Consider the following 24,279-nt stretch of genomic DNA (forward strand, 5'->3'; position numbering starts at 1 on the left):
GAGCCCTGTTTCCCACGGCGAAACGGCCGCGCCACACCGAAACCGGCAGGCGCAGCGTCGTTCCCGCTCCAAGCCCGCGCGAAGGCCTTCATGGACTATTTTACGCATCGCGGCGGCGTCCTCCATTGCGAAGACGTGCCGCTCTCCAAGATCGCCGACGCAGTCGGAACGCCGGTTTACGTCTATTCCTCGGCAACGATGATCCGCCATGCCGATGTGTTGAGGCGCTCGTTGGAGCCGTTGCCGGATCCGCTCATCGCATATGCGGTAAAGGCCAATCCGAACGCCGCCGTGCTGCGGACGCTCGGCGCACAGGGTCTCGGTGCCGATGTCGTCTCCGGCGGCGAATATCGGCGCGCCATTGCGGCGGGGATCGCGCCGCACAAGATCGTCTTTTCGGGCGTCGGCAAGACCGCCGACGAGATGGCGCTGGCGCTCGAGGGCGGCCTGTTCCAGTTCAACCTGGAGTCGGTCGAGGAAGCGGAGATGCTGTCCGAAGTGGCGACCCGCATTGGCCGCGAGGCGCCGATCGGGTTCCGGGTCAACCCCGACGTCGTCGCTGGGACCCACGCCAAGATTTCCACGGGCGGAGCCGAGAACAAGTTCGGAGTCCCCTATGCCGATACGCATGCAGCCTATCGCCGCGCCGCGGAGCTGCCCGGGCTTCGGGTTCAGGGCGTCGCAGTCCACATCGGCAGCCAGCTCACCAGCCTTGCACCGCTGGAGGCCGCCTTCGTCAAAGTCGGAAGCCTGATCGGGGAGCTCCGGGCGGCCGGTCACGCGATCAGCGTCGCCGATCTCGGTGGCGGCCTTGGCATTCCCTACAATGCCGAGCTGCCCTCGCCTCCCTCTCCGGAAGACTATGGCGCGATGGTGCGGCGGATCGCGAGCGAGTGGGACGTGCGCCTGGTGTTCGAGCCCGGCCGCCTGATCGTCGGCAATGCGGGCGTGCTGCTGACCCGGGTGATCCGGGTAAAGCCGGGATCGACCCACCCGTTCGTCGTCGTCGACGCCGCGATGAACGACCTGATGCGTCCCGCGCTTTACGATGCCTGGCATTCGATCGAGGCCGTTGCGCCGCATGGCGGCAGGGTAACCGCGAACGTGGTCGGCCCGGTCTGCGAGACCGGGGACACGTTCGCGATGGGCCGGGAAATGGACTCGGTCGCGCCTGGCGATCTCGTCATCTTCCGCACCGCCGGTGCCTATGCGGCGGCGATGTCGAGCACCTACAATTCTCGGCCGCTGACCCCCGAGGTTCTGGTCAACGGAGCCGAGTGGGCGGTGGTTCGCAAACGCATCGACATCGACCGGCTGATTGCCGCCGACGCCGTTCCGGAATGGCTTGCCTCAGCACAAGCCTGATCCCTCCCTCGCGCCGCCGCTTGAATGTGCGGCCGCAATTGATAAGAGCCGCAGCCCAATGGCCCGTATCGTGATGAAATTCGGCGGCACCTCGATGGCAGGCATCGAGCGCATCCGCCATGTCGCAAGCCTGGTGAAGCGCGAGGCGGAGGCCGGCAATCAGGTCGCCGTCGTCGTCTCGGCCATGGCCGGAGAGACGGACCGCCTCGTTCAGCTTTGCCGCGAAGCGGCCTCGCTCTACGATCCGCGCGAATATGACGTGGTCGTGGCGTCGGGCGAGCAGGTGACCAGCGGCCTGCTGGCGATCACGCTTCAAGGGATGGGCCTCAACGCCCGATCCTATATGGGCTGGCAGCTGCCGATCCGAACCAGCGGCCACGGCGCCGCGCTCATCGAGGGCGTCGACGCCGCCGTCCTGCAACGGGTGTTCGACGCAGGCGGCATTGCCGTCATCCCCGGCTTCCAGGGCGTCACCGAGGCCGGCGACGTCACGACGCTGGGGCGCGGCGGCTCCGACACCTCCGCGGTGGCGATCGCCGCCGCGATGAAGGCCGATCGCTGCGACATCTACACCGACGTCGACGGCGTCTACACCACCGATCCCCGCATCGTCCCGCGTGCCCGCAAGCTGCCGATCATCACCTATGAGGAGATGCTCGAGTTGGCATCGGTCGGCGCCAAAGTGCTCCAGACCCGCTCGGTCGGGCTCGCCATGCGCGAGAACATGCCGCTGCGGGTGCTCTCCTCCTTCGACGACCGTCCCGGGACGATGGTCGTCGCCGACGAGGCTCTCGAGGAATTCGACATGGAACGTCAGCTGATCACCGGCATCGCCTACGACAAGAACGAGGCGATGGTCACCCTGACCGGCCTGCCCGACAAGCCGGGCACCGTGGCAGGGATCTTCATCCCGCTCGCCGACGCCGGCATCAATGTGGACATGATCGTGCAGAGCGTGCCGCAAGCGAGCGCGAAGAGCGATCTGACCTTCACGGTTCCGGCGGCATCGCTGCCGCAGACGCGCGCCGTGCTGGAAAAGGTGCGGGAGACGATGGGCTTTGACGGCTTCGTCGCCGACACCAACGTCGTCAAGGTCAGCGCGGTCGGGGTCGGCATGCGCTCCAATGCCGGCATTGCCGCACAGATGTTCGAGGCGCTCGCCGCACGCAACATCAACATCCTCGCCATCACCACGTCCGAGATCAAGGTCTCGGTGTTGATCGCCGAGGAATATACCGAACTCGCCGTTCGCGTGCTTCACAGCACCTACGGCCTCGATGCGGAGACCGGCGCGTGACCGACGCGGCGGCCGCGCAGATCGGGCATGATCGCCTGGCCCGGCTGATGAAGCGCGGTACCGATTTCCTGGGTTGCGAAGTCGCGATCCTGGGCGGCGCGATGAGCTGGATCTCGGAGCGGAACCTGGTCTCGGCTCTGTCGAACGCCGGCGCGTTCGGCGTAATCGCCTGCGGCGCGATGACTCCGGATCTGCTCGACACCGAGATCGCCGAGACCCGCAAGCGCACCGATCGCCCGTTCGGCGTCAACCTGATCACCATGCATCCGCAATTGAGCGACTTGATCGACGTCTGCGCGAAGCATGCGGTCAGCCATGTCGTGCTCGCCGGCGGGCTTCCGCCGCCCGGCGCGATCGAACGGATCAAGGGGAGCGGCGCCAAGCTGATCTGCTTCGCGCCCGCGCTGGCGCTCGCCAAGAAGCTGGTGCGGTCCGGCGTCGACGCGCTGGTGATCGAGGGTATGGAAGCCGGGGGCCATATCGGCCCGGTGTCGACCTCGGTACTCGCCCAGGAGATCCTGCCTCCGCTCGCAGCCGAGGTCCCGATCTTCGTCGCCGGCGGCATCGGCCACGGCGGCCTCATCGCCGGCTACCTGGAAATGGGCGCAGTCGGAGTCCAGCTCGGCACCCGCTTCGTGTGCGCCAACGAGTGCATCGCCCACCCCAATTTCAAGAAGGCCTTCATCCGCGCCTCGGCACGCGATGCGATCACCAGCGTGCAGATCGATCCGCGCCTGCCGGTCATCCCGGTGCGCGCGATCCGCAATCGCGAGATGGAGAGCTTCGCTGCAAAGCAGCGCCAGGTCGCCGACCTGCTCGATCAAGGGTCGGTGGAGATGGCCGAGGCGCAACTGCAGATCGAGCATTATTGGGCGGGCGCGCTCCGCCGGGCCGTGATCGAAGGCGACGTCGAGTCCGGCTCGGTGATGGCGGGACAGTCGGTCGGCATGGTCAAGGAAGAAGCGCCGGCGGCGGAGATCCTCCGCCAGCTCGTCGACCAGGCGGCGCATGCGCTGGAGCGACGCTCGGCCTGATCCGCAACAGGCCTTTTCCGTTCCGGACACATCTTCACTGCATCGCCCTTGGCTTCCTCCCGCGCATTCTGTTAGCGCAGGTGCAAGATGCCCACTTCCGCCGCTTCCGCCCGCGAGATCCTGACCGGACTTCACGATGTCATGGCTTCGCGCGCCGCCGCGCAGGTCAAGCTCAACAAGGTCGTCAAGATCATCGCGGAAGCGATGCGCAGCGAAGTCTGCTCGATCTACCTGCTGCGCGACGGCGTGCTGGAGCTGTTCGCCACGGTCGGTCTCAAGCAGACCGCCGTCCACGTAACCAAGCTCGGTCTTGGCGAAGGGCTGGTCGGGACGATCGCCAAGCAAGTGTCGGTGCTGAACCTCGCCGAAGCCGCCAACCATCCGGAATATGCCTACCGGCCCGAGACCGGAGAGGAACTGTTCCACAGCTTTGCCGGGGTTCCGATCGTTCGTCGCGAGCGCGCCATCGGCGTGCTCAGCGTTCAGCACGCGGAACCGCGTGCCTATGACGAGATCGAGATCGAAGCGCTGCAGACAGTGGCGATGGTCCTGTCCGAGCTGATCGCCAATGCCGGCCTTGCCGATCGTGCGGCATCGGCCTCCGAAACGGCACGCGATCAGGGCTCGGCGCGGCTCGCCGGCCTGCGCCTCGTCACCGGCATGGCCGCCGGAGTCGCGGTGTTCCATCAGCCTCGCGTCGTCATCGAGCATACCGTCGCGGAAGACGTCGAGGCCGAGCGCCACCGCGTCTATTCCGCATTCCGGAAGATGCGCGAGCAGATCGACAACATGACCAGCGTTGCCGAATTCGGAACCGCAGGCGAGCATCACGACATCCTCGAAACGTACAAGATGTTCGCCTACGACGAGGGCTGGTCACGCCGGATCAACGAGGCGATCGACAGCGGCCTCACCGCCGAAGCGGCGATCGAACGGGTCCGCCAGCGCATGCAGACGAGGATGCGCGACATCGACGATCCGCTGCTGCAGGAACGGATGCACGATCTCGACGATCTGTCGAATCGTTTGCTCCGCATCGTTTCCGGCCAGCTCGGCACCGCCGCCCAGATGGGTCTGCGCGGCGACGCGATCCTGGTCGCCCGCAACCTCGGGCCGGCCGAGCTCCTCGAATATGATCGCCGGCGGTTGAAGGGGGTGATCCTGGAGGAAGGATCGCTCACCGCGCACGTCACCATCGTGGCCCGCGCGATGGGCATTCCGATGCTCGGCCGGGTGCGGGGCATCCGCCAGGCGGTGTCCGAAGGCGACGAGATCCTGCTCGACGGCAGCGAAGGCGCGGCGTTCATCCGGCCGACGAGCGCCGTCGAGGAAGCGTTCACCGCGAAGCTTGCCGCAACCCAGAAGCAGCGCGCCGAGTTCGCGGCGCTGCGCGAGATGCCCGCCGTCACCTCGGACGGCACCCGCATCACCGTGATGGTCAATGCCGGGCTTCGCGACGATGCGTCGGCCATCCATCTGGTCGGCGCCGACGGCATCGGCCTGTTCCGCACGGAATTTCAGTTCCTCGTCTCGGCCGCGCTGCCGCGGCGCGAAAGCCAGCAGCGTCTCTACCGCTCGGTGCTCGAAAGCGCGGGCGACAAGCCGGTCATCTTTCGCACTTTGGACGTCGGCGGCGACAAGGCCCTGCCCTATCTCCAATCGGGAGACGGCGACGAGCAGGAGGAGAATCCGGCGATGGGCTGGCGCGCGCTCCGGCTCGCGCTCGATCGCGACGGATTGCTGAAGGCGCAGGCCCGCGCATTGCTCGAGGCTGCCGCTGGGCGCGAGCTCAACATCATGTTCCCGATGGTCTCGGAGCCGTGGGAATTCGATGCCGCGCGCGACATCGTCGAGCAGCAGCGAAGCTGGCTTGCCGAGCGGCGCAAATTGCTGCCGTGCCGGATTTCCTACGGGGCGATGCTCGAAGTGCCGGCGCTCGCCGAGACGCTCGACCTCCTGCTTCCGAAGATCGACTTCCTGTCGATCGGCACCAACGATCTTACCCAGTTCCTCTTCGCCGCCGATCGTGCGCATCCGAAGCTTGCCGAGCGCTACGATTGGCTGTCTCCGGCCATCCTGCGTTTCCTCTCCCGGGTGGTCCGGCAGGCGTCCGGGGCCGGCGTGCCCGTCGGCGTGTGCGGGGAGATGGGCGGACGCACTTTGGAAGCAATGGCGCTGATCGGACTGGGCGTCGAGCGCTTCTCGATCACCCCGGTTGCGGTGGGGCCGATAAAGGCCATGATCCGTTCGCTCGATCGCGCGGCATTGCTGCCGGTGATGGAGCAGATTTTGGCGAAGCCGCCTTCGGACATGCGCGAGACGCTCGGCCGCTGGGCGGAGGATAATGGGGTGTTCGTGGGCTAGAATCGCGGCGGAAAATCGCCCAAACACGCACATCGGTTTCCGGCGTGAATCCGGGTGGAGCGACCGCAAAATTGATTTCGGAGCCTTGCTCCCGCGTGATTACGCGATAACAGATATGAAGCTCGGTACAGCAAGGGGCGTTGATGGCGGACACGGTTCAGGATCAGGCGCATGAAGGAACCGTCGGCGATCGGCTCAAGGCCGCGCGCGAGCAGAAGGGCCTGACCCTTCAGGAAGTGGCGGTACAGACCCGCATCCCGATCCGTCACCTGGAGCATATCGAACTCGGCGAATGGGACTCGCTGCCGGCGGCGACGTACAGCGTCGGGTTCGCGCGCTCCTATGCCCAGGTCGTCGGTCTCGAGCCGTCCGAAGTCGGTGCGCAGGTGCGCGAGCAGATGGGCCTGGCGCGCAGTCCTTCGGGCCCTGTCACCGCCCATTACGAACCGGCGGATCCGGCGCGGGTGCCGCCCTGGACGCTGGTCATCGTGGCGATCGTGATCGCGGCCCTGCTGACTGGCGGCTACTTCCTGTGGCGCAATCGGGCGGTCGACGATTCCCTGCCGACGACCGAGATCACGGAGACTCCAACCACCCAGCCGAAAGCGCAGCCCGTGCAGCCGCGCCCTGCGCAGCCTGCTGCGCCGGCGACCGGACCCGTCGTTCTGACCGCGATCGAGGACGTGTGGTTGCGCGTCGACGAGCCCGGTGGCGCTGCCGCCTTGTATCAGGGCACGCTGAAGGCCGGCGAGCGCTACGAAGTGCCGGCCACCGCTCAGGCCCCCCAGGTGCGCACCGGGCGGCCGCAATCACTTCGCGTGACGGTCGGCCCGACGGCGGTTCCGCCGCTGGGTCCGCCCGATCGGACAATCTCGAAGGTCAGCCTGCGCGCTGCAGATCTGGTTGCCCGAGCGCAGGGAACGCCGCCGGCGACGGGCGCCGCGGCGGCGTTCCCCCCGCCGGCCGCGGCCACGGGCGGCGTGGCGCGCTGAGCGTACGTTCTTAATGCTGGCGACAGCCATCAGCGGCTAGTAGAACATGCGTCTGACTGAGAGCGGGGAATAAGCATGCGTTTTCATCTTCTTGCCATCGCGCTGATGGCCGGCGTGGCGATGCCTGCCGCGGCCCAGCAGGCGGAGCGCATCGACCGTCGGGTCGATCGTCTCGAGCAGGAGATGCGCGCGGTGCAGCGCCGCGTCTTCCCAGGCGCGAACGCGCCCTATGTCGGCCCGGAAATCGCACCGGCAACGCCGACCGTAGAGCAGCACGGCGTGCCAGCCGGCACCGCGGTGTCCGACCTGACGGCGCGGGTCGATGCGCTGGAATCGCAGCTTGCCACCCTCACCGGCCAGATCGAGCAGAATGCCAATCGCGTGCGCCAGCTCGAATCCGCCTTCAACACCCTGCGCGACACCACCAACGCGCGCCTGGAGGTGCTGGAGCAGCCTGCGGTGCAGCCGGCGGCGACGAACGAGGACGCCCCACAGGCAAGCACGCGTCCTGCGGCTCCCGCTGCGACGCAGGCTCCGGCAGCGACTTCGACCGCGGACGAGGCTGAGGCCGCCTACAATGCGGGTTACAAATTGTGGGAACAGAAGAAATTTGGCGAGGCGCAGAAGACGCTGGAAGCCGTAGCGAAGAAGTGGCCCAAGCATCGTTATGCGAGCTGGGCCGCAAATCTTGCCGGTCGCGCCTATCTCGATGACGGCAAGCCGGCGGCTGCCGCGAAGGTGTTCCTGGCCAATTATCAGGACAATCCGAAGGGCGAACGTGCCGCTGACAGCCTGTTCTTTCTCGGCCAATCCCTGGTCGCGCTCGGCAAACCCGCGGACGCCTGCAAGGCCTATGACGAATTGCAGGATGTCTACGGCGCGACGATCCGTGATTATTTGAAGCAGCGCCTGCCACAGGCGCGCAGCGCGTCGAAGTGCAAATAGAGATCATGCTCTCGACCTTGGTTTAGAGCCGGATTCACACCTCAGGTTGGAGCTAAGCGCTACAACCTGAGGTGATCAGGCTTTAGCAGCGGGAAGGCTCAGGTCTTTTCGCCGCCGGCGTCCAGCGCGTCGGCGCGCGCTTCATATTCCCGCGCCATTTGGCGAAGCGTCTCGATCACGTCCGGAGTCGTCACCATCGCCGCGAGACGTCGGCATCGTGCTGCCTGGGCTCTGAGGGACTCTGCGTCTTCCATGCTCGCCCGCCAAAAACGCCCTTCTTCCGAGTCCACGTCACGAAACCTTGGCGGAAGAGTTCGTTCCTGCTTCTTTTTGCAACTGCGTCGCTGTTGCACCTGAGACACGACCATTTGCGGCAGCGGACGGCGAGCGACGAATTGCAGCAGGATCGTCAATCCGGTATGATCGAGCCCGAGGGGAAGTGCGGGGAGTTACTTCATGAACAGGAAACGGCTTGCGCTGCTCGGCGCAACCGGCGCCGTGTGCGCGATGGCGATCGGCACTGCGCAGGGTCAGCAAAAGACCGGCGCGACCGCCACCTACTGGATGAGCGCGGACACGATGTCCGGCATGGGCGCAATGGCCGCCGGCGGCACCAGAGGGATGGTGTCGGCGATGCTCGGCGGCGGTCGCGGCGCCGGCTACGCCCATAATCTGACATTGCAGCTCGGAACCGGGCAGCGTCCGGCCGGAGAGGCGAATGCGGAGCATCTTCCACCGGCCGGTCTTCAGGCCGGCGCGAGCCTCCCTTTGGTGGCACCGAAGGCGGCGCCGAGCGCATCCGGACCGACCGAGCCCTGGCGGACGATGGCGAAGCCGAAGGGGAGGATGCTGATTTATTGGGGCTGCGGCGAGCATGCCCGAAGCGGGCAACCGGTGGTCTTCGACTTCGCGGCGATGACCGCAGGCAAGATGCCGCCGGCATTTGCGACCACGACGTTCAAGTTCATGACCCCGCCATCGCCGGCGAGCAGCACCACTTATGGCGAATGGCCGAACGACCGCTCCAAGACCCGCGTGCCGGCAAAGGGTTCGCTGGTCGGAGCCCATGTCATCAAGGGCAATTACACGCCCGAGATCAATTTCACACTTGCGCCGGGTCAGGATTTCCTCGCCCCCATTTCCCTGACCGCAAACAAGGCTGGGCCGAGCGGCGCCGTTCCGCTCGCGTGGAGCCCTGTGCCCGGAGCGCTGGCATGGCTCGCCGGCACGATGGGATCGGGCCAAAACGGCGACTTCGTGATCTGGAGCTCGAGCGAGGTTCAGGCGATGGCTATGATGAGCGACTATCTCGCGCCCGAGGAGGTCCGCCGCTTGGTCGCCGGCAAGGTGCTGCTGCCGGCCACGGCGACCGCCTGCACCGTTCCGGCCGAGGTCGCCAAGGCGGCGCCACAGTCGATGCTCAGCGTCGGCGCATTCGGCGGTGAGGCGAATTTCAGCCACCCCGCCCGCCCGGCCCGGGCCCCTGCATCCTGGCGACCGGACTGGACGGTGAAGCTGCGCACGAAATCCACCTATACCGGGCTTCTCGGCATGGACATGGGGCAGATGTTGGGCGGCCGCGACGCTGGCGACGCCGACAGCACGGACTCCGCGCCGGCCAAGCCCGAAAGCACCAAGTCAAAGCTCAAGAAGGGCTTGGGCAAGCTGTTCGGCCAATGATCGGGCGACCTCCTCCCCACTTGTGGGGAGGAGGTGATCGAGGCGGGGCGCAACAGCTTGCGGATGCCCTGCTGACGTCGGTGCCGCGGGTGTTTGCGTGGTGCCCCAGTGGGTCGCAGGAGCGCTGACTTGGGGGTAGAAGGCGCGGATGGCCTTCACCGCTCCGGATCCCCTGCTCGTCGAACGATTCCGCCACGACCTGCATGCGGCGGCGGGCGGCGTGCCCCGGCGCATCGGAGTGGCGGTGTCGGGCGGTCCCGACAGCCTGGCGCTGCTGCTGCTCGCCTCGGCTGCCGCCCCGGCGGCGGTCGCTGCAGCGACGGTGGATCACCGGCTTCGGCCCGAAAGCGCGGAGGAGGCCGCAACGGTAGCGCGGATCTGCGCCGGCATCGGCGTTCCGCATCACATCCTTGCGGTTGAGGTGCCCCGCGGGGCCAGTGTCCAGGCACGGGCACGGGAAGCGCGTTACGCTGCATTGCGCCATTGGGCCGAGACCGAGCAGCTTCCCGTAATCGTCACCGGCCATCATGCGGACGACCAGGCCGAGACGCTGATGATGCGCCTGCTCCGCGGATCGGGCGTCGCCGGCCTTGCCGGCATACGCGCCAGAACCACCTTGGGCCCGTCCGCACTGCTTTGCCGCCCGCTACTCGGCTGGCGGCGCCACGAACTCGCCGCGATCGTCGCTGCCGCCGGCGGCGATGCGGTCGACGATCCAAGCAATCGGGACGAGCGTTTCGACCGTGCCCGCATGCGCCGGCGGCTCTCAGAGGCGCAATGGATCGATCCGCTCGCACTCAGCCGGAGCGCCGCCGCGCTTGCCGAAGCGGATGAGACCCTGGACGCAGTCGCCGAGGGATTGGCAGCGGAGCGTCTGTCGACCGGCGAAGGCTGGGCGCTGCTCGCCCCTGCGGGGGTTCCGGCGCTGCTGTTGCGGCGCCTGGTCACGCGCGCACTTGTTCACGTCGCGCCGGATGCCGCGCCGCGCGGCGATCAGCTCGGCGGCCTTCTCGATCGGCTCGGCAAAGGCGAAACCTGCAACCTTGCCGGCGCCTTGTGCCGCGGTGGGGAGCATTGGCGGTTCGAGCCGGAACCGCGGCGCCGGGTCTAAGCCCCCTGCCCTGGCGTCAGAGCCGATCGCTCAGCCGGCAGACGTCCTCGCGGAGCCGCTGTCCCGGAACGACGCCGCTGGCATCGAACGTGACGTGCGCCCTATCCGCGACGTCGTAGCGCGGCCAGGCCGGCAGACCCTCGCCGTTCGGATCGCCGTTGAGGACGAACCTCGTCCAGTAGTCGCCGAGCGAAAGGGTTTGCGACAGGCGCTGCTCGCCGAAAATATAGGCGAGCTCCGCCGAATGACTGGTGCGGCCGCCGCCCGGGGCAAGATCGAATTCGTAGCGCCAGACCGGTCGGCCCTTGGCCGCCATCAGCGACGCCATGGTTCCGGCGGGGCAGCGGAAGGTGACGTCGGTCGCGATCTGATCGTCGCGCGATCCCATCCGCGGATCCGGCGTCGGATCGGGTTGATCGAGCCGGTAGAAGGCTCTCGCCTTTGCCTCCTTGTCGCCGAAGGCGCGCGCGACGAAGGCGTCGCGATGCGGCCGGCCGCCGGGCAAGCCAAGCTCGAAGCGGTTGCTGCCGATCAGCAGCGGCTTGCCCGGGCCTTCCTTCAGATGGACGTCCGGCGTTCGGGTAAACACCCGGCCGTCGACGGTCGTGCGCAGCCAAAGATAATCGTCGGCCTCCAGCGCCTCGTCGTGGAGCCGCAGATCGGCTTGGAGCAACGCGGGCACCGATGCGGCGCGCAGCCTGGCGACGTCGCCCCCGGTCTGAAGCAGGGCATCGGCCTGATCGCCGATCCGCTCGCCCGCTTCACGGCTGCGCCAGGGCAGCCCGAAGCCCGGCGTGCCGCTCTCCATGATCGCCTGCGCGAACAACGGCCGCGCGGCCGGTGCGGCAAGCAGCAGCCCGACATCCTGGGCGCCGGCGGATTCCCCGCCGATGGTCACGCGATCGGGATCACCGCCGAAGCGTGCGATGTTGCGCTTCACCCAGTCGAGCGCGGCGATCTGATCCATGATCCCGTAATTGCCGGAGGCGCTTCCCGCCTCCGCGCTCAGTGCGCGATGCGACAGAAAGCCGAAGATGCCGAGGCGATAGCGGATCGCCACCAGCACGATCTCGCCTTTGCCGAACCGTGACAGCACCATGTCGCCCGGCGAACCCGCGCGGTTGCTGCCGCCGTGGATCCAGACGAACACGGGTCGCCGTCCGGTGAGGCTTGGGGTGCGGATGTCGAGCGGGAGGCAATCTTCGTCGGCAGAGACGAAGTCCGCATGGTTCCAGCCCTGATCGTTCTGGATGCAGGCGGCCGCCGGCGCGGCCGCGTCGCGAACGCCGCGCCAGGGCTCCACCGGCGCCGGCGCGGTCCAGCGGCGAGCCCCGATCGGCGGCGCCGCGAACGGGATACCGCGAAAGATCGACGCACCGCCGTCCTGAGCTCCGCGAACGACACCGCCCTCGACCTTCACGGTCGGGGGCGGCGCTGCCGCCAGCAGCAGGCTTGCCATCGCTGCGGCGATAGCGCGTGCAATCATGGTCATCCTCTCGTTTTGCGATGGGTTCACGATGCGAGGGCTTGTCCTGCGGCCCAGCCGCTCGCCCATGCCCATTGAAAATTGTAGCCGCCCAGCCATCCGGTGACGTCCACGGCCTCGCCGATCGCATACAGCCCGGGAACCGACTTCGCCTCCATGCTCCGCGAGGACAGGCCATCGGTGGCAATGCCGCCGACCGTTACTTCGGCCTTGGCAAATCCTTCGGTGCCGTTCGGACTGAAGCGCCAGTCGCCGAGCCGGCGCTCGCCATCCCGCAATAGCCGATCGGCGAGGTTGCCGAGTTCCCCACCGATGCCGAGCCGCTCGGCGAGCGTTTCCGCCAGCCGCTCCGGCAAGCGCCTCGCCAGCGACGCCTTGAGGGTGGTGCGCGGCCGCTCCCGCTTCGCCTGGACCAGCCAGTCCGGTTCTGCGTCGGGCAGAAAGTCGATGCCGATCTGTTCACCGTGCCGCCAGTAGGAAGAGATTTGCAGGATCGCCGGCCCGGAAAGCCCCTTGTGCGTGAACAGCGCAGCTTCCCGGAACCTCGCCTTGCCGGCTCCGGCGATCACTTCGGCAGCAACGCCGGATAGCGACCGGAACAAGATCTCCTCCCCACCAAGCGTGAGTGGCACCAGGGCCGGGCGCGGCTCGACCACTTTGAGCCCGAAGCGGCGGGCGAGATCGTAGGCGAAGCCGGTCGCGCCGAGCTTGGGGATCGATGGTCCGCCGGTGGCGATGACGAGCGCACGCGCGGCCAGTGTCGCTCCGCCTTGCTCGACATGGAACAGGCCGTCGCTGTGGCGGATCTCGCCCAGCACAGCGCCGAGACGAAGCGTGACCGTACCCTTCGCGCACTCCTCCAGCAGCATCGCGACGATCTGCCGCGCCGATCCGTCGCAAAACAGCTGCCCAAGCGTTTTTTCGTGCCAAGCGATACCGTAAGCCTTCACCAACTCCAGAAAGTCGTCGGCACGATAACGGCCGAGCGCCGACTTTGCGAAATGCGGATTTGCCGACAGGTAGCGGTCGGCAGCCGCATGGATGTTGGTGAAGTTGCAGCGGCCGCCACCGGAGATCAGGATTTTCTTGCCGGGCGCGTCCGCATGATCGAGCAGCGCGACACGTACGCCGCGCTGGCCTGCCACGGCTGCGCACATCAGTCCGGCGCCGCCGGCGCCAAGGACGATCGCATCGAAGGTCTCGCTTGGAACCATCATCTCCGCTCGGGCGCAAACACACAAAAACGCCCGCCCCGGCTAGGCCGGAGCAGGCGTTCTGTCATGCGGCAATCGAGATCAGGCGTCCGCTGCGGCCTTGCGCGGACGACCACGACCGCGACCCGAGGCCTTTGCAGGCTCGGCGGCCGGTGCAGGCGCTTCTTCGCCACCCTTCTTGCGGCCGAGACCGATCGAGTGGGCAAGCGCGCGGCGCTGCTCGGAGTAATTCGGAGCGACCATCGGATAGTCCCGCGGCAGACCGTAATCGGAACGATATTGCTCCGGCGTCATCTGGTGGGCGGTCATCAGGTGGCGCTTCAGCATGCGCTGCTTGGCACCGCATTCCATGCAGACGATATATTCCGGCTTGATCGAGGCGCGGACCGAGACGACCGGCGTCTTCTCTTCCTGCTTGGCCTCCTCGGCCGGCTTTTCGAGCGCGGAGAGCGCCTCGTAGACTCGCTGGACGAGGTTGCCGACGTCGCCCACGGCGACGTTGTTGTTGGCGACGTGAGCTGCGACGATGTCGGCAGTCAGTTGCACAAGCTGTTCATTTTCCATTGCACTCTCCGTGGTCACGCGATGAATCTCGAATAAGAATCACGTCCGAAGCAATTTTGCGGGATTGATTCGGTTGCGGCGCTACTCGGCCACTTCGCGTCAATATCCAAGCCCTATTGTGTTTAACCGTATTTTCCCGAGGAAGTTGTTCGAGGCGAGAAAGAGCGTGCGACCGTCTTCGCCGAACGCACAATTCGCGACGGCAGTGCCGGTATCGATGCGTCCGAGCTCCTCCCCCGTCGGAGTGAAGACATGGACGCCGCCAGGCCCGGTGGCGAAAAGATTACCCTGTTTGTCGATCGCCATTCCATCCGGAAGACCTGGTAATCCCGACTTGGCGAGGGCTGTCAAGTCGGCGAAAACCCGACCCTCTCCAATCTTTCCATTTTCCGAACGCGGATAGGCCATGATCACCGCACGATCCGGATCCGAATTCGCAACGTAAAGCGTGCGCTGATCGGGGGAAAGAATGATGCCGTTGGGGAAGGTCAGGTCCTTGATCACCAGTTCCACGGCACCATCGGGCTTCAGACGGTAAACTCCGTTCCAGCCCAGTTCCTTCATCGGCGACTGGTTTATGCCCTCCAGGCCATAAGGCGGGTCTGTGAAATAAATCGAGCCGTCGGAGGCACGTACCAGGTCGTTGGGCGAGTTGAATCGCTTGCCATCGAAATGCGTTGCGAGAAACGTCTTCTTCTTGGTCGCCAGATCGAGCTGCGCGACCGCGCGATTGCCATGATCCGCAACAAGGATGGTGTTACCGGGTCCTTCGATCAGGCCGTTCGATCCTGGCTCCCGGAAACCGGATGGATCGGGACCGGAGAAACCTGATGGTTCGAGGAACACCGAGAGCCCGTCCGCTTCCGACCATCGGTACATCTTGTTGGCCGGAACATCGCTCAGCAGAAGATAGCGGCCGTCTCTTATCCATACCGGCCCCTCGCTCCAGGTCAGCCCATCGGCCAGCTTTTCGATGCGCGCATCGGCCGGCACCAGCGCAGCGAGAGCGGGCGCAGGAGCAACGATCCTGCCAACCGTCTCATAAGTCCTGCTCGCACTCTCCCCGCTCATGCATCCTCCCGTCGCCAGCAGGCTGCCGAGAGCAATCATCCGCAAAACGCTCATCGGCACGCTCCCTCCGCTCTCGGATCGCCGGAAGCCGATCGATCGCTTCGACGGCGCTCCGCCGAAAGCGACCGGTGGTCCGCCAATCCTCGCAGAGGCTGGTGCAGCAAAATGGCAGCAAAGATCAAGTTCGGGATGCTGGAGCGGTCCAGGTGGGCAGCGCGCTATTCCCGGGGACAGGCGCCCCACCAGCCATTGGACGTCATTTGCGTTCGCCACTCTGCAGCGGCAGAGTCAGGATCGGCCGCTGATCGGCATCCAGAACCTCGATGGTGCCGCCACGGGGCAGACCGCCGGCGAGCCGGGCGGTGTCGACGAGTTCGGCGGCAAGTCGCTCCGCCTCCCGTCTCGCCTCCATCTCGTCGGGCCACTCCTGGCCAGTAAGATCGGGCACGTGATATTCGTCGCCGCGCAAGTGGAAGTAGAATGCCGGCATCATATCGCTGCCTCCCGCACGCTGTAGGTTCGAACTTCTACTCACAAGCACGGCCAAGGTTTCAGAAGCACCGCGCACGGCACAAACCGCGGAGTCGCCGCGGTCGAACGGCAACCGCGGGCTGCGATGCTCGTTGGTCGATCATGTCGCAGATCCGAGCCGCATCGCCGGCAGAGCCCCCACGCACTCGTTGCACCGGCCCCGTCCAACGCAGTCTTGCGGGTGCGATCCTGCTGCTGCTTGTCGGGTGCGGACAGGGGGATGAGCAGGCAAGCGCGTCCGACCTTCCTGCCGACGTGCTGTACAACCGGATCGAGGATGCGCGGGTGCTCAAGGATCCGCAGGATACGGACGGCCCGCGGCTCGGGACCATCACAGCCACCGATGTCCCCGCCGATCTTCGGCAAGGCCGAGGATGCAGGCTCGTCCAGGGCGAGCGTCTGCTGCTGCTCGCCAATGCGCGGGGCGCGATCGCGCGGCTCGACGGACGCATCCTGCGGCTTCGCATCGGCGGCCCGCTGGGCCCGTCGGGCGGGTTCTTCGTCGCAGACGGCGCAAGCGTGAGCATCGGCAGGACCGTGCCCGCCGCCGGCCAGCAAATGATCTCGCAGGGGCCGGCAACCGTCAGTGTCGGCGGCGCCCGCGACCGCCCGATCGAGAAAGTCGATGCGGATTGGGCGTGCAGTTGAACTCTCGCGCGGGAGACAGTTCGGGAACCTTGGCCGGATCGCTCCGTTCCCAATCCATTCCCACATTCACGCGAAAGAGGTGACGATGTCGCACATCCCGAATTCCGCCATGCCGCATGCCGCTCCTGCCGAGAAGAAGGAAGCGCTGAAGCAGGACAAGCCGACATCCGCCGGGAGGGCCGCCAAGGTCGCGGAACTGGCCCGTGACAATCCCAAGACCGTGATCGCGGCAGGCGCCGTGGTCGTCGCCGGACTTGCCGCGGCGGCGGCGATCCCGCTCGTGCGCGGCCGCAAGGCGGACGACGACGCGAAACCGGCCGCCAAGACCAAGAAGGCCAAGCAGGACGCCTGACGCCCGGCCGGGCAGCAAACGCTTCGCTGCCCCGGCTTGCGCGATCGCTGCGATGCCGCCATCGCATTCGAAGCTGCGAAGCGAGACCGATGGCCGAAAGCGACCGTGACAAGATGCTGAAGGAGATGGCGGCCAATCGCGGCTGCCGTCTCGTCAAATCGCGCCGGAGAACCCCGGGGGTCGGCGATTATGGCCGTTACGGCCTGAAGGACGCCGGCACCGATCGGGACGTGTTCGGCATCGCTGCCGACGGCCTTACCGCCTCGCCCGAGGAGATCGAATCCTTTCTTCGCAAGGGCCTGGTCGCGGACTGGAAGAGTTCGCTCGCCGCTGCGGCCGCGACCCCGCCGGCAAAAAGCTCGAAGAGCGGAACGGCAGCCGCAGCGACACCTCCGGCAGAGCGACCCTCGAAGGCGGCCCAACCGCGGGCCGGCGCCGAGCCCCCACCCAGGAGCAAGCCCAAACTCCGCATTGTCGCGCCCGCCGCCGAAAGGCCTCGGCCTCGCCCGGCTCCTGCGCCTTCTCCGCCGCCGCCGCCGCCATCACCGCCTCCGGCGCCGGCTCCGCTGCGAGCGATCCTGAAAGTTCGCGATGCGCGTCCCGCGGACGCGGCGGGCATCGCGGATCTGCTCGGAGCGGGGACGACCAAGGAGGCGGTTGCAAGGCGCATCGCCGCGCTGCGCAAGGCCGGCCAAGCGCCGATCGTGGCGGAAGAGGACCGAGACATTCTGGCTTGCCTCACCTGGCACGCCGTGCCGCTGCTTCAGGACGATGCGCCGCTGGGGCGGATCAGTTTGCTCATCGTGGCGCAGCGGATGCGCCGTCGCGGGATCGGCCGTACGCTCGTCGAAGAAGCGCTAGCGCGCCTGGCCGATGCTGGCTGCACCCGAGTCGAGGCGATGGCGGAGATCGAACTCGGCGCGGCGCCCGATTTCTTTCGCCGGATAGGCTGGACCAGGGCAGCCTATCTTTATGCTCGTTCACTGGAGGAATAATCCCGTTCGGGCGAGACTGATGCGGTTCGTCGGGCTCCACAACCAGCGCGTCGTGCCAAGCTGAACCTCGCACAACCACGCCGAAACGGAAGGACGGGCCGTGTCGTTGACGGCAGGCAAATCACGCTCTTTCGAAAGGAACGTCGAAATGCCGGTTCTTGCGTATCTTCTGCTCCTGCTGCTGATCAGCGCAGTTCTTACAACCTTGCGCGTGCGGGCGTTCCGTCGCCGCTATCGCCGGGGCTGATCTTCGGATCCGTCCACAGCCCGGCGAAATAATCGCGCCCTTTGCCAACCTGCTTGACCGCAAGGGCGGCAGGCGCGATCGTTGGTGCACTGCAGCATGGAGAAGTCTCGATGGACGATCTTGATCTGCGCCCCTCCTCAACCATGGGAGCGTTCGCCTGATGGCAAGCCAGCCTCAGCTTCTGGGCCGTTCCGGCCCGGTTCCGCTCATCTGTTCGCAGAGCACTCCGTGGGGCATCCATGCAGCTCTCGAGGGAGAGAGCTGCCCCCGCTGCGGCTGGAGCCGATACGAAGCGCGTCGTCCCACCGCCGCGACACACCACCCCTCGGGCCGCGCCTGACCGGGAGAGCATCGAGCGGGTTCAGCTTTCTACGACGATTTCCGTTCTGAGCGAATTGGCGATGAAGCATTGCTCGTGCGCCGCTTCGTGGAGCCGTTCCAGGGCGGCGGGATCGGGTTCCTGCCCATCGAATATGATCTGCGGCCTCAGCGTGATTCGAAGCAGCGCCATTCGGCCCTGAGAATCGCGCCCCATCCTGCCATGCGCTTCATCGCGATACTGCCGAACCCGGTAGCCGGCGTCGCGTGCGACGTGGAGAAACCACAACATGTGACAGGATGAGGCGGAGGCGACCAGCGCCTCTTCCGGATCCACGGCCGAAGGATCGGAAAACGGGGGTTGCACGACATGCGGAGAGGACGAGGCGGCGATCTCTGCGCCGCCGTCGAACCGCCAAATATGGCGGCGGCTGTAGCGGCCGCTCTCGAACGCACCGTCCGCGCTCCATTCGACGATTGCGAGGTGGTCGGCCATGGCCATGCGGATCAGGCCGCGCTGCGCTGCAGGAAATCACGCTCGCGTTCGATCCAGCTCGCAAAGCTTGGCCGCGAGAGGATGCCGTGCACGTAGGCGGCAGTCTTGGGATAGGCCTCGGCATCGGGACCGACACCGAGATAATCGAGATTGGCGAACGGGCTCGCCACCGCAATGTCGGCAAGGGTCAGCCGATCCTCGACCAGATAGCCGCTCTCCGGAACCACAGTCTCCAGATAGTTGAAGATCGGCGGCAACTCGTCCCGCTCGGCGCGATCCGCGGCCTCGCTGTCGCCCGCGCGTCCAAGGAAACGCGGCGCAACGATGCGGTTGAAGAAGAGCGTACGCCCCGCGGACATCAGGATGGTGTCCGCAAATTCCTCGTACCAGATCGTTCGGGCGCGGGCCCTCGGCTCGACGGGTATCAGGGGCGGATCTGGCTGCAGCGCTTCGAGATAGGTGATGATCGCGGTCGAATCGCAGATCGAGAAGTCGCCGTCGCGAAAACCCGGTATCTTGCGGAACGGGCTCGCTTCCACGAAGTCCGGCTCCTCCGATCCCAAGCCAAGCGGATTATGCTCGAGCGGAATCCCCTTCTCCGCCCCGTAGACGAGCACCTTGCGTACGAAAGGTGATAGTGAAGAGCCGTAGACGATCATCGCGAACCCCCATCCGAACCTTGCGCAGCTCCCTACGCCCCTCCCCTTTTCCGCACAAGCGGGCGGGGAGATCAGCTGCCGGCGCGGAGTTGCGCAAGCGTCACCGGCCGCCAGCTCCACACGTCGACGCCGACATCGATCTGACGCGGGATCGGCTTCAGCTTGCCATGGCTGTGGCCATGGAGGTTGAGCGCGCCCTTGTGCTGACCATTCCAGCTGCGGAAAGGGTAATGACAGAGAACGAGCTTCACCCCCTCCTCATCAATTTCGTGATAGTCGTGCACGCTTGCCCAGCCGCCCGCCTCCAGCGTGCCCGGCGGATCATTGTTGCCGCGGATGAGGTGCTTGGTGCCGTTGAGGCTGCCGAGCAGGTCCGGCACGTCCGCGGCCTTGCGGGCGAAATCCCCGAGGTGCCAAACCTCGTCTTGCGGTGCGACACATGCATTCCAGGCCGAGACGAGAGCCGCATCCATTTCCGCGACGGATGCGAATGCGCGCTTGTGGATGTTGAGCACCCGGTGATCGCCGAAATGCGTGTCGCTGGTGAAGAAGCGCGTCATAGGCCGCCAACGCGGCGCGGGCGCGCCGGTGCCGCCCCGTCGGCGACTTGCCAGCTCGGCGCTCTTTGTCCCACATTGGCGTACCGAACAGGCGAGGAGAGGCGATGATCACCCGCATCCGCGAAGTCCGCCGGGCGAGAAGGCTGACCCTCCAGGACGTTGCCGGGCGCTGCATGCCGCCAACCACGCCGCAGACGATCGGCAGGCTCGAGACCGGCAACCGTACCGTCTCGGTCGGCTGGCTGAACCGGATCGCCGCAGCACTCGAGGTCGAGGCCGGCGATCTCGTCCGCCTGCCCGATCGCGAGGATGTGCCAGTTGCGGCTATGCTCGGCGCGGATGGCGCCGTGGCGCCCAGGCGCGAGCAGATGTCCCTCCAGCCACGGCCGGTGGCCGGCAGCATCGCGATCGCGGTGTCAGCGGGAATCGGAGACTACCGGGCAGGCGATCAGATCTGGCTCAATCGGGTCCCGCCCGAAGCGCTCGGCACCGCGCTGAATCGGGACGTACTCGTTCCAAGGCCAGGCGGCCGATTCCTGTTCGGACGCCTGATCGGCCGGGAATCCGGCAAGCTCCACATCCTGCCGCTCGGACCGGGGCAGCGGCAGGTGGTGGTGGCCATCCCGCCATGGGCGGGAGTCGCGGTGACGTTGATCAGGAGCCTCTGAACCACTGCCGCGTTGACGAGAGATCAGCGGAGTCGACCCTTGTTCTTCTTTTTCTCGAACCGAATGGGATGCGCCGGTTCGCTGCTGCTCACCGCCATCGGCACATTGCTGTTGCTGCTGCTGACCGGCTGGATCCATATCTGACGGCACCGGCCGACAGCATCTCGTCGCGACGCGCGGTGGCGGGTCGCGGCCGCGCCGCCAGTCCTCGTCCGTCATCAACGCCGGCTTGTTGAAGACGGTGACGGCAGCAGCGGGAGCCAATGAGCTCAAATGCAGTCGCGTGGCGGCCTTCCTGCTATCGACTTGACCGGACGTCCAAAGTCCCGCAAACGCGCTCGCTCCTGCAAAGGGCGCTTAGCTCAGTTGGTAGAGCATCTCGTTTACACCGAGAGGGTCGGCGGTTCGAGCCCGTCAGCGCCCACCAGGCGTCGAAGCGCCTGCCGGCATGCCTGGCATGGTCAGACCTCCACTGGAGGGCTACAGAAGAGCGTCTTTCGCGCGCTGCGTGTATTTGCGACGATCGTCCAGCCCATTGGTGCCGCCGTTGATCGCTTCGGTCACGGCGACGATATCGTCACGGTCGGCCAGCGCATTAATGTCTTTCTGCCGCCAATAGTCGCAGGCGATCAACACCGCAGTGTCCGGCTCGGCGGCAAGATCCGGCTGGTCCTCGAGGTCGAGGCCGATCCGGGCGCCCGTTACCCGATAATTGGTGCGGCCGGTCAGCTGGATGATACCGCGCCCACAGTAACGGGCGCCGTCGCCTGGCTCGACATTGCCAAGTTTCGCGGCGACCTGCGGCCGGCTGCCATCCTTGTCGTACATCTTGAAGAAGTAGGAAGGCCCGCCGAGTTCCTGCAAGTACAGAAACCCGCCGCTCTCATGCGCCATCTGTCCGATCCAGTGGGCGAGCCGAAGCGGCGTGGTCACCCCATAGGCGTTGAAGTGCGCCGCAGCTCCCGCGCCGAGCGCCCGCCCGCGATCATCGAGCCGCCGCCCCGCGACGTGCGCCAGCAGCGCCGCATAGGTCCGAGCGCCGAGGATTCCGTCGGCGGGCCCAGGATCCTGGCCGAGCGTTATCAGCCGCTTCTGAAGACCTGCTACATCCATATCCTTCCCCCCAAGACGCTTGCTTCTTAGTCTATTTCAGCTCGAACAACATTGGCGTCCGTGACCTAAAGGGGCCAAATGGCGCTGATTGGAGGTTTTCATTTCTGGCCTCCAAGAGCGCGCGGCCCCGGCTCGCCGATCGGCGCGACCAACCCGAGCCCGCTGATCGAGTAGGTCAGCCACTCGATGTCCCTGAACCGGCCGTCCCTTTCCATCTCACCCCAGAGGAAATGCAGAAGTGCTCCAACAAGCTCTCGAGCGGCGGGATCATTCTTTCGTTTGCCGATCTTCTCTGCGGAGATGATCACTTCATCGAGAGCGTAAACCCGTACGTGCAGCTCCTCTCCACCCTTCGACAAGGAAATGAGCCAGCAGGAATGTTCTTCCTCGGGCTCAACGCTCTCAGAGACATACCCACCGCTCTCAAGGATTCCGACGATCGCTTCAGTGATGGACCACCAACCAGGGTCAGTCTCTATTTCGCTATCGTCCGGCGATTCATCCGGAAAATCATGGAGACACTCGATCCCGCCAGGAAAACCCATGTCGAGCGCCGCATGCTGCCGATCCATCTTTCTCTCTCCTGCATGGTGCGCCTCAAAACGCTTACTCGCATTCGAACGGAAATCGAGCGTGGAGCGCGCTTGGTGATTGCTTATCGCTGGGGAACAAGGTTGTCGATATGAAGAAGTAAAGCCAACTGCCTGCTGAGCGTTTCGCGACTTAGCATGAGGAGCAGTTTACTCGTCATTTGATTCACCATCACGCCCGAACAAATACGAGCCCGCAGCCGCATTTGCTCCCAGCAACGGCACTCCCACCACCATCTTGAGCGCAGGAGGCGCACCGAGGATTGTTGCCTGAAGATCGTCGTGCTTTTTGATCCCCAAATCCTTGCCCCTCCATCCTCCGCCCATACCCTTGGGCATCCTCGCCCCCCAGAAGCGCGGATCGTTGAGGTAATGATCCACGTACATTTCGCGATAGGTATCGCGCTTCAGGACGTTGAAGGGGCTGTCCCGGAACCACTTGATCGGTCCGTGGAGCCACGGCGGCGCATTCTTCAGCCACTCTTTTATCTGAGCCCGGCTGTAGAAATGGTTTCCCATCCCGCGATAGGATTGATCGCCGTGCGCTTCCCTCTTTGCTGCGACCGATCCAGCAGGGTGAACGCCGCGGCGCAACGCTCGACGACGGCGAATGAGCGCGGCGGCCATCCCAGGCAATTCCGGCGCCAACGCGGAGAGCGTAGCGGTCGATCCGCCAAGCACCCCTCCAGATATTGCGCTCAGACTACTATCGACGAACCCTTCTCCGTTGCCAAAGCCGGAAACCATACCTTCGATCGCCCCCTGGTTTCTGGCAGCCTTCACTCGCTCAAGCGCGGACGGCAGCTTGGTTACGCCTGTCGGATTGGCAGCCAGCAACGCACCCGCGACCTCCAGTGGAACTGCAGCCCAACCAACGTTCCCTCTCGCTTCCTCCAGGCGCATTAGCTCGATCTGCTTTCCGACCTGGTAAGCACGGTACGGATCGAATTCCTCGTCGGTAAATGGCGACATCAAGCCATTCTTGATCACGTTGCCGAAACCGCCTCCTTCATCTCGGAAACCCATCACCACCCCTTGGGTGATCACCTCCTCGGCACCGGGTTTTCCCTGGAAGCGCTCCATTGCCTCCTTCTGCTTTCTGGCTTCCACCCTGTAGGGGTCCACTTCGACCCACATGTCGTCAAGCTGGTCGGTGGAGTAGGCCGAGATGGGCACTTCGGGGTGATGCCGACGAAAGGCGAGCTGGCGCCGCACGGAGGTGAGCGTATCGGCGTTGACGATGCCACGGCCTTTCAGGAAGCGGCGGACCTCGTGATGCGGTCGGTTGGCAGCGAGCATCTTTCGGTAGATGTCGCGCACCCCAGCCAGAGCCGGATTGTCCTTCGGAACGTAATCTCCGGTCGGCTCGACCAGAGACTCCGAGCCCCCGTCCCCCACCCACGCTCTTTGTGGCGTCGCATCGATGCGCTCTCCGCGAGCGGCGCGTAGCGGTATTGCCGACTCCCGCTCTTCCGCGGCGATTGCAGCAGCCTGCCGGGCCTCGAACGCCCGCCACTGCGCAGGCGTCAGGCGCTGCCGGCGTGCGGACACGACGATCTCGTCTGTTTCGTCAGAGGAACGGCCATCGTCGCCCGCCGCAGCCCCGTCAACGATCTCGGGATCGTAGGCAGCGTCGGCAAAAGGCGCTGCGGGATAGTCGTCCGGGTGGTCGCTTCGCAATTGCGCCAGATCCGGCAAGAACCTGGCGGGGCGCAATCGCGTCCCATCGATATAGGGTGCATGGATATCATAGGGCCGAAGCTGGGGCTCGCGGTTGGGAAACAACGCTGCCGCGCCCCCGCCCTCGAACATGTCTTGCTCGCCACTTGGAGGCGCAAGGACCATCAGCGGGCTCGCCGGCTGCTGGATCGCCTTCAAACGTCTGCCTGAACCACCGAACAAAGCCATATCCACCTCCAAGATGCCCGGCACACGGGCGGTTTTTGATGTTCACGCATACGGCGCAGCGAAGCCTCCGC

General features: G+C 65.7%; 24 protein-coding genes and 1 tRNA gene. 13 read left to right on the forward strand and 12 right to left on the reverse strand.

What is annotated here, in order from left to right; all coding sequences use genetic code 11:
- Positions 1-90: 90 nt before the first annotated feature.
- The 6 genes from lysA to ETR14_RS03410 all read left to right on the forward strand — a co-directional run bounded on the left by lysA (position 91) and on the right by ETR14_RS03410 (position 7,997).
- The gene (lysA, locus tag ETR14_RS03385) at positions 91-1,365 is read left to right on the forward strand and encodes a diaminopimelate decarboxylase (RefSeq protein ID WP_129383364.1); all 1,275 of its coding nucleotides are present in this window, start codon (positions 91-93) and stop codon (positions 1,363-1,365) included.
- 58 nt (positions 1,366-1,423) lie between these two features.
- The gene (locus ETR14_RS03390; RefSeq protein ID WP_129383365.1) at positions 1,424-2,662 is read left to right on the forward strand and encodes an aspartate kinase; all 1,239 of its coding nucleotides are present in this window, start codon (positions 1,424-1,426) and stop codon (positions 2,660-2,662) included.
- A 47-nt stretch (positions 2,663-2,709) separates the two neighbouring features.
- On the forward strand, positions 2,710-3,696 hold the full coding sequence (locus ETR14_RS03395; RefSeq protein ID WP_206186050.1) for a nitronate monooxygenase family protein: 987 nt from the start codon (positions 2,710-2,712) through the stop codon (positions 3,694-3,696).
- An 87-nt stretch (positions 3,697-3,783) separates the two neighbouring features.
- Entirely contained in the window at positions 3,784-6,060 is a 2,277-nt protein-coding gene (gene ptsP / locus ETR14_RS03400; protein ID WP_129383366.1) for a phosphoenolpyruvate--protein phosphotransferase, read from the forward strand.
- A gap of 143 nt (positions 6,061-6,203) precedes the next feature.
- Positions 6,204-7,052 carry a helix-turn-helix domain-containing protein gene (locus ETR14_RS03405; RefSeq protein WP_129383367.1) on the forward strand — a complete coding sequence of 283 codons (849 nt, stop codon included), beginning with the start codon at positions 6,204-6,206 and terminating at the stop codon, positions 7,050-7,052.
- A gap of 75 nt (positions 7,053-7,127) precedes the next feature.
- Positions 7,128-7,997: a tetratricopeptide repeat protein gene (locus tag ETR14_RS03410; RefSeq protein ID WP_129383368.1), complete on the forward strand. Its 870-nt coding sequence runs from the start codon at positions 7,128-7,130 to the stop codon at positions 7,995-7,997.
- A gap of 98 nt (positions 7,998-8,095) precedes the next feature.
- Here ETR14_RS03410 and ETR14_RS03415 read toward each other — a convergent pair whose 3' ends face one another.
- Positions 8,096-8,410 carry a hypothetical protein gene (locus tag ETR14_RS03415; RefSeq protein WP_129383369.1) on the reverse strand — a complete coding sequence of 105 codons (315 nt, stop codon included), beginning with the start codon at positions 8,408-8,410 and terminating at the stop codon, positions 8,096-8,098.
- Between the two features lie 43 nt (positions 8,411-8,453).
- On the opposite strand from ETR14_RS03415, the gene ETR14_RS03420 reads away from it, so the two are divergent.
- The gene (locus ETR14_RS03420; RefSeq protein WP_129383370.1) at positions 8,454-9,677 is read left to right on the forward strand and encodes a hypothetical protein; all 1,224 of its coding nucleotides are present in this window, start codon (positions 8,454-8,456) and stop codon (positions 9,675-9,677) included.
- 148 nt (positions 9,678-9,825) lie between these two features.
- Positions 9,826-10,788, forward strand: coding sequence for a tRNA lysidine(34) synthetase TilS (gene tilS, locus ETR14_RS03425; protein ID WP_129383371.1), 963 nt, complete (start codon positions 9,826-9,828; stop codon positions 10,786-10,788).
- A gap of 16 nt (positions 10,789-10,804) precedes the next feature.
- Here the strand turns inward: tilS and ETR14_RS03430 are convergent, their stop codons facing one another.
- The 5 genes from ETR14_RS03430 to ETR14_RS03450 all read right to left on the reverse strand — a co-directional run bounded on the left by ETR14_RS03430 (position 10,805) and on the right by ETR14_RS03450 (position 15,616).
- A complete protein-coding gene (locus ETR14_RS03430; protein ID WP_165356292.1) occupies positions 10,805-12,280 on the reverse strand; it encodes a carboxylesterase/lipase family protein in 1,476 nt (491 codons plus the stop codon).
- A gap of 20 nt (positions 12,281-12,300) precedes the next feature.
- Positions 12,301-13,491: an NAD(P)/FAD-dependent oxidoreductase gene (locus ETR14_RS03435; RefSeq protein WP_129383373.1), complete on the reverse strand. Its 1,191-nt coding sequence runs from the start codon at positions 13,489-13,491 to the stop codon at positions 12,301-12,303.
- Between the two features lie 78 nt (positions 13,492-13,569).
- On the reverse strand, positions 13,570-14,052 hold the full coding sequence (locus tag ETR14_RS03440) for a MucR family transcriptional regulator (protein ID WP_129383374.1): 483 nt from the start codon (positions 14,050-14,052) through the stop codon (positions 13,570-13,572).
- Between the two features lie 99 nt (positions 14,053-14,151).
- Positions 14,152-15,177 (reverse strand): SMP-30/gluconolactonase/LRE family protein, encoded by a 1,026-nt coding sequence (locus ETR14_RS03445; protein ID WP_206185961.1) that lies wholly within the window; start codon positions 15,175-15,177, stop codon positions 14,152-14,154.
- Between the two features lie 202 nt (positions 15,178-15,379).
- On the reverse strand, positions 15,380-15,616 hold the full coding sequence (locus tag ETR14_RS03450) for a hypothetical protein (RefSeq protein WP_129383375.1): 237 nt from the start codon (positions 15,614-15,616) through the stop codon (positions 15,380-15,382).
- Positions 15,617-15,909: 293 nt separating this feature from the next.
- Between ETR14_RS03450 and ETR14_RS03455 the strand changes: the two genes are divergently transcribed.
- From ETR14_RS03455 to ETR14_RS03465, 3 genes are all read left to right on the forward strand, one after another.
- On the forward strand, positions 15,910-16,302 hold the full coding sequence (locus ETR14_RS03455) for a hypothetical protein (protein ID WP_165356293.1): 393 nt from the start codon (positions 15,910-15,912) through the stop codon (positions 16,300-16,302).
- A gap of 85 nt (positions 16,303-16,387) precedes the next feature.
- Positions 16,388-16,654, forward strand: a complete 267-nt coding sequence (locus ETR14_RS03460; RefSeq protein WP_129383377.1) for a hypothetical protein — start codon at positions 16,388-16,390, stop codon at positions 16,652-16,654.
- Between the two features lie 89 nt (positions 16,655-16,743).
- Complete coding sequence (locus tag ETR14_RS03465) at positions 16,744-17,649, forward strand: GNAT family N-acetyltransferase (RefSeq protein WP_129383378.1); 906 nt, start codon at positions 16,744-16,746, stop codon at positions 17,647-17,649.
- Positions 17,650-18,257: 608 nt separating this feature from the next.
- On the opposite strand, the gene ETR14_RS03470 is transcribed toward ETR14_RS03465, so the two are convergent.
- The 3 genes from ETR14_RS03470 to ETR14_RS03480 all read right to left on the reverse strand — a co-directional run bounded on the left by ETR14_RS03470 (position 18,258) and on the right by ETR14_RS03480 (position 19,929).
- Positions 18,258-18,710: an OsmC family protein gene (locus ETR14_RS03470; RefSeq protein ID WP_129383379.1), complete on the reverse strand. Its 453-nt coding sequence runs from the start codon at positions 18,708-18,710 to the stop codon at positions 18,258-18,260.
- A gap of 11 nt (positions 18,711-18,721) precedes the next feature.
- Positions 18,722-19,369: a glutathione S-transferase family protein gene (locus ETR14_RS03475; protein WP_129383380.1), complete on the reverse strand. Its 648-nt coding sequence runs from the start codon at positions 19,367-19,369 to the stop codon at positions 18,722-18,724.
- Positions 19,370-19,440: 71 nt separating this feature from the next.
- Positions 19,441-19,929 (reverse strand): metallophosphoesterase family protein, encoded by a 489-nt coding sequence (locus ETR14_RS03480; protein ID WP_129383381.1) that lies wholly within the window; start codon positions 19,927-19,929, stop codon positions 19,441-19,443.
- A 104-nt stretch (positions 19,930-20,033) separates the two neighbouring features.
- Between ETR14_RS03480 and ETR14_RS03485 the strand changes: the two genes are divergently transcribed.
- The gene (locus ETR14_RS03485; protein WP_129383382.1) at positions 20,034-20,597 is read left to right on the forward strand and encodes a helix-turn-helix domain-containing protein; all 564 of its coding nucleotides are present in this window, start codon (positions 20,034-20,036) and stop codon (positions 20,595-20,597) included.
- 351 nt (positions 20,598-20,948) lie between these two features.
- A tRNA-Val gene (locus ETR14_RS03490) sits at positions 20,949-21,024 on the forward strand.
- A 53-nt stretch (positions 21,025-21,077) separates the two neighbouring features.
- On the opposite strand, the gene ETR14_RS03495 is transcribed toward ETR14_RS03490, so the two are convergent.
- The 3 genes from ETR14_RS03495 to ETR14_RS03505 all read right to left on the reverse strand — a co-directional run bounded on the left by ETR14_RS03495 (position 21,078) and on the right by ETR14_RS03505 (position 24,208).
- Positions 21,078-21,710 (reverse strand): glycoside hydrolase family 19 protein, encoded by a 633-nt coding sequence (locus tag ETR14_RS03495; protein ID WP_129383383.1) that lies wholly within the window; start codon positions 21,708-21,710, stop codon positions 21,078-21,080.
- A gap of 98 nt (positions 21,711-21,808) precedes the next feature.
- The gene (locus ETR14_RS03500; RefSeq protein ID WP_129383384.1) at positions 21,809-22,282 is read right to left on the reverse strand and encodes a hypothetical protein; all 474 of its coding nucleotides are present in this window, start codon (positions 22,280-22,282) and stop codon (positions 21,809-21,811) included.
- A gap of 168 nt (positions 22,283-22,450) precedes the next feature.
- The gene (locus ETR14_RS03505; RefSeq protein ID WP_129383385.1) at positions 22,451-24,208 is read right to left on the reverse strand and encodes a hypothetical protein; all 1,758 of its coding nucleotides are present in this window, start codon (positions 24,206-24,208) and stop codon (positions 22,451-22,453) included.
- Positions 24,209-24,279: the final 71 nt, after the last annotated feature.

Origin of the sequence: Sphingosinicella sp. BN140058 (assembly GCF_004135585.1) — a bacterium.
In the GTDB taxonomy this organism is placed as follows: domain Bacteria; phylum Pseudomonadota; class Alphaproteobacteria; order Sphingomonadales; family Sphingomonadaceae; genus Allosphingosinicella.

Coding starts and splice junctions, on each gene's coding strand:
- ETR14_RS03395 (WP_206186050.1), top strand. CDS start 2,710: ATGAAGCGCGGTACCGATTTCCTGGGTTGCGAAGTCGCGATCCTGGGC.
- ETR14_RS03405 (WP_129383367.1), top strand. CDS start 6,204: ATGGCGGACACGGTTCAGGATCAGGCGCATGAAGGAACCGTCGGCGAT.
- ETR14_RS03410 (WP_129383368.1), top strand. CDS start 7,128: ATGCGTTTTCATCTTCTTGCCATCGCGCTGATGGCCGGCGTGGCGATG.
- ptsP (WP_129383366.1), top strand. CDS start 3,784: ATGCCCACTTCCGCCGCTTCCGCCCGCGAGATCCTGACCGGACTTCAC.
- ETR14_RS03460 (WP_129383377.1), top strand. CDS start 16,388: ATGTCGCACATCCCGAATTCCGCCATGCCGCATGCCGCTCCTGCCGAG.
- ETR14_RS03485 (WP_129383382.1), top strand. CDS start 20,034: ATGATCACCCGCATCCGCGAAGTCCGCCGGGCGAGAAGGCTGACCCTC.
- ETR14_RS03445 (WP_206185961.1), bottom strand. CDS start 15,177: ATGAGCGTTTTGCGGATGATTGCTCTCGGCAGCCTGCTGGCGACGGGA.
- tilS (WP_129383371.1), top strand. CDS start 9,826: ATGGCCTTCACCGCTCCGGATCCCCTGCTCGTCGAACGATTCCGCCAC.
- ETR14_RS03390 (WP_129383365.1), top strand. CDS start 1,424: ATGGCCCGTATCGTGATGAAATTCGGCGGCACCTCGATGGCAGGCATC.
- ETR14_RS03465 (WP_129383378.1), top strand. CDS start 16,744: ATGGCCGAAAGCGACCGTGACAAGATGCTGAAGGAGATGGCGGCCAAT.
- ETR14_RS03475 (WP_129383380.1), bottom strand. CDS start 19,369: ATGATCGTCTACGGCTCTTCACTATCACCTTTCGTACGCAAGGTGCTC.
- lysA (WP_129383364.1), top strand. CDS start 91: ATGGACTATTTTACGCATCGCGGCGGCGTCCTCCATTGCGAAGACGTG.
- ETR14_RS03480 (WP_129383381.1), bottom strand. CDS start 19,929: ATGACGCGCTTCTTCACCAGCGACACGCATTTCGGCGATCACCGGGTG.
- ETR14_RS03430 (WP_165356292.1), bottom strand. CDS start 12,280: ATGACCATGATTGCACGCGCTATCGCCGCAGCGATGGCAAGCCTGCTG.
- ETR14_RS03470 (WP_129383379.1), bottom strand. CDS start 18,710: ATGGCCGACCACCTCGCAATCGTCGAATGGAGCGCGGACGGTGCGTTC.
- ETR14_RS03500 (WP_129383384.1), bottom strand. CDS start 22,282: ATGGATCGGCAGCATGCGGCGCTCGACATGGGTTTTCCTGGCGGGATC.
- ETR14_RS03435 (WP_129383373.1), bottom strand. CDS start 13,491: ATGATGGTTCCAAGCGAGACCTTCGATGCGATCGTCCTTGGCGCCGGC.
- ETR14_RS03450 (WP_129383375.1), bottom strand. CDS start 15,616: ATGATGCCGGCATTCTACTTCCACTTGCGCGGCGACGAATATCACGTG.
- ETR14_RS03495 (WP_129383383.1), bottom strand. CDS start 21,710: ATGGATGTAGCAGGTCTTCAGAAGCGGCTGATAACGCTCGGCCAGGAT.
- ETR14_RS03420 (WP_129383370.1), top strand. CDS start 8,454: ATGAACAGGAAACGGCTTGCGCTGCTCGGCGCAACCGGCGCCGTGTGC.
- ETR14_RS03505 (WP_129383385.1), bottom strand. CDS start 24,208: ATGGCTTTGTTCGGTGGTTCAGGCAGACGTTTGAAGGCGATCCAGCAG.
- ETR14_RS03440 (WP_129383374.1), bottom strand. CDS start 14,052: ATGGAAAATGAACAGCTTGTGCAACTGACTGCCGACATCGTCGCAGCT.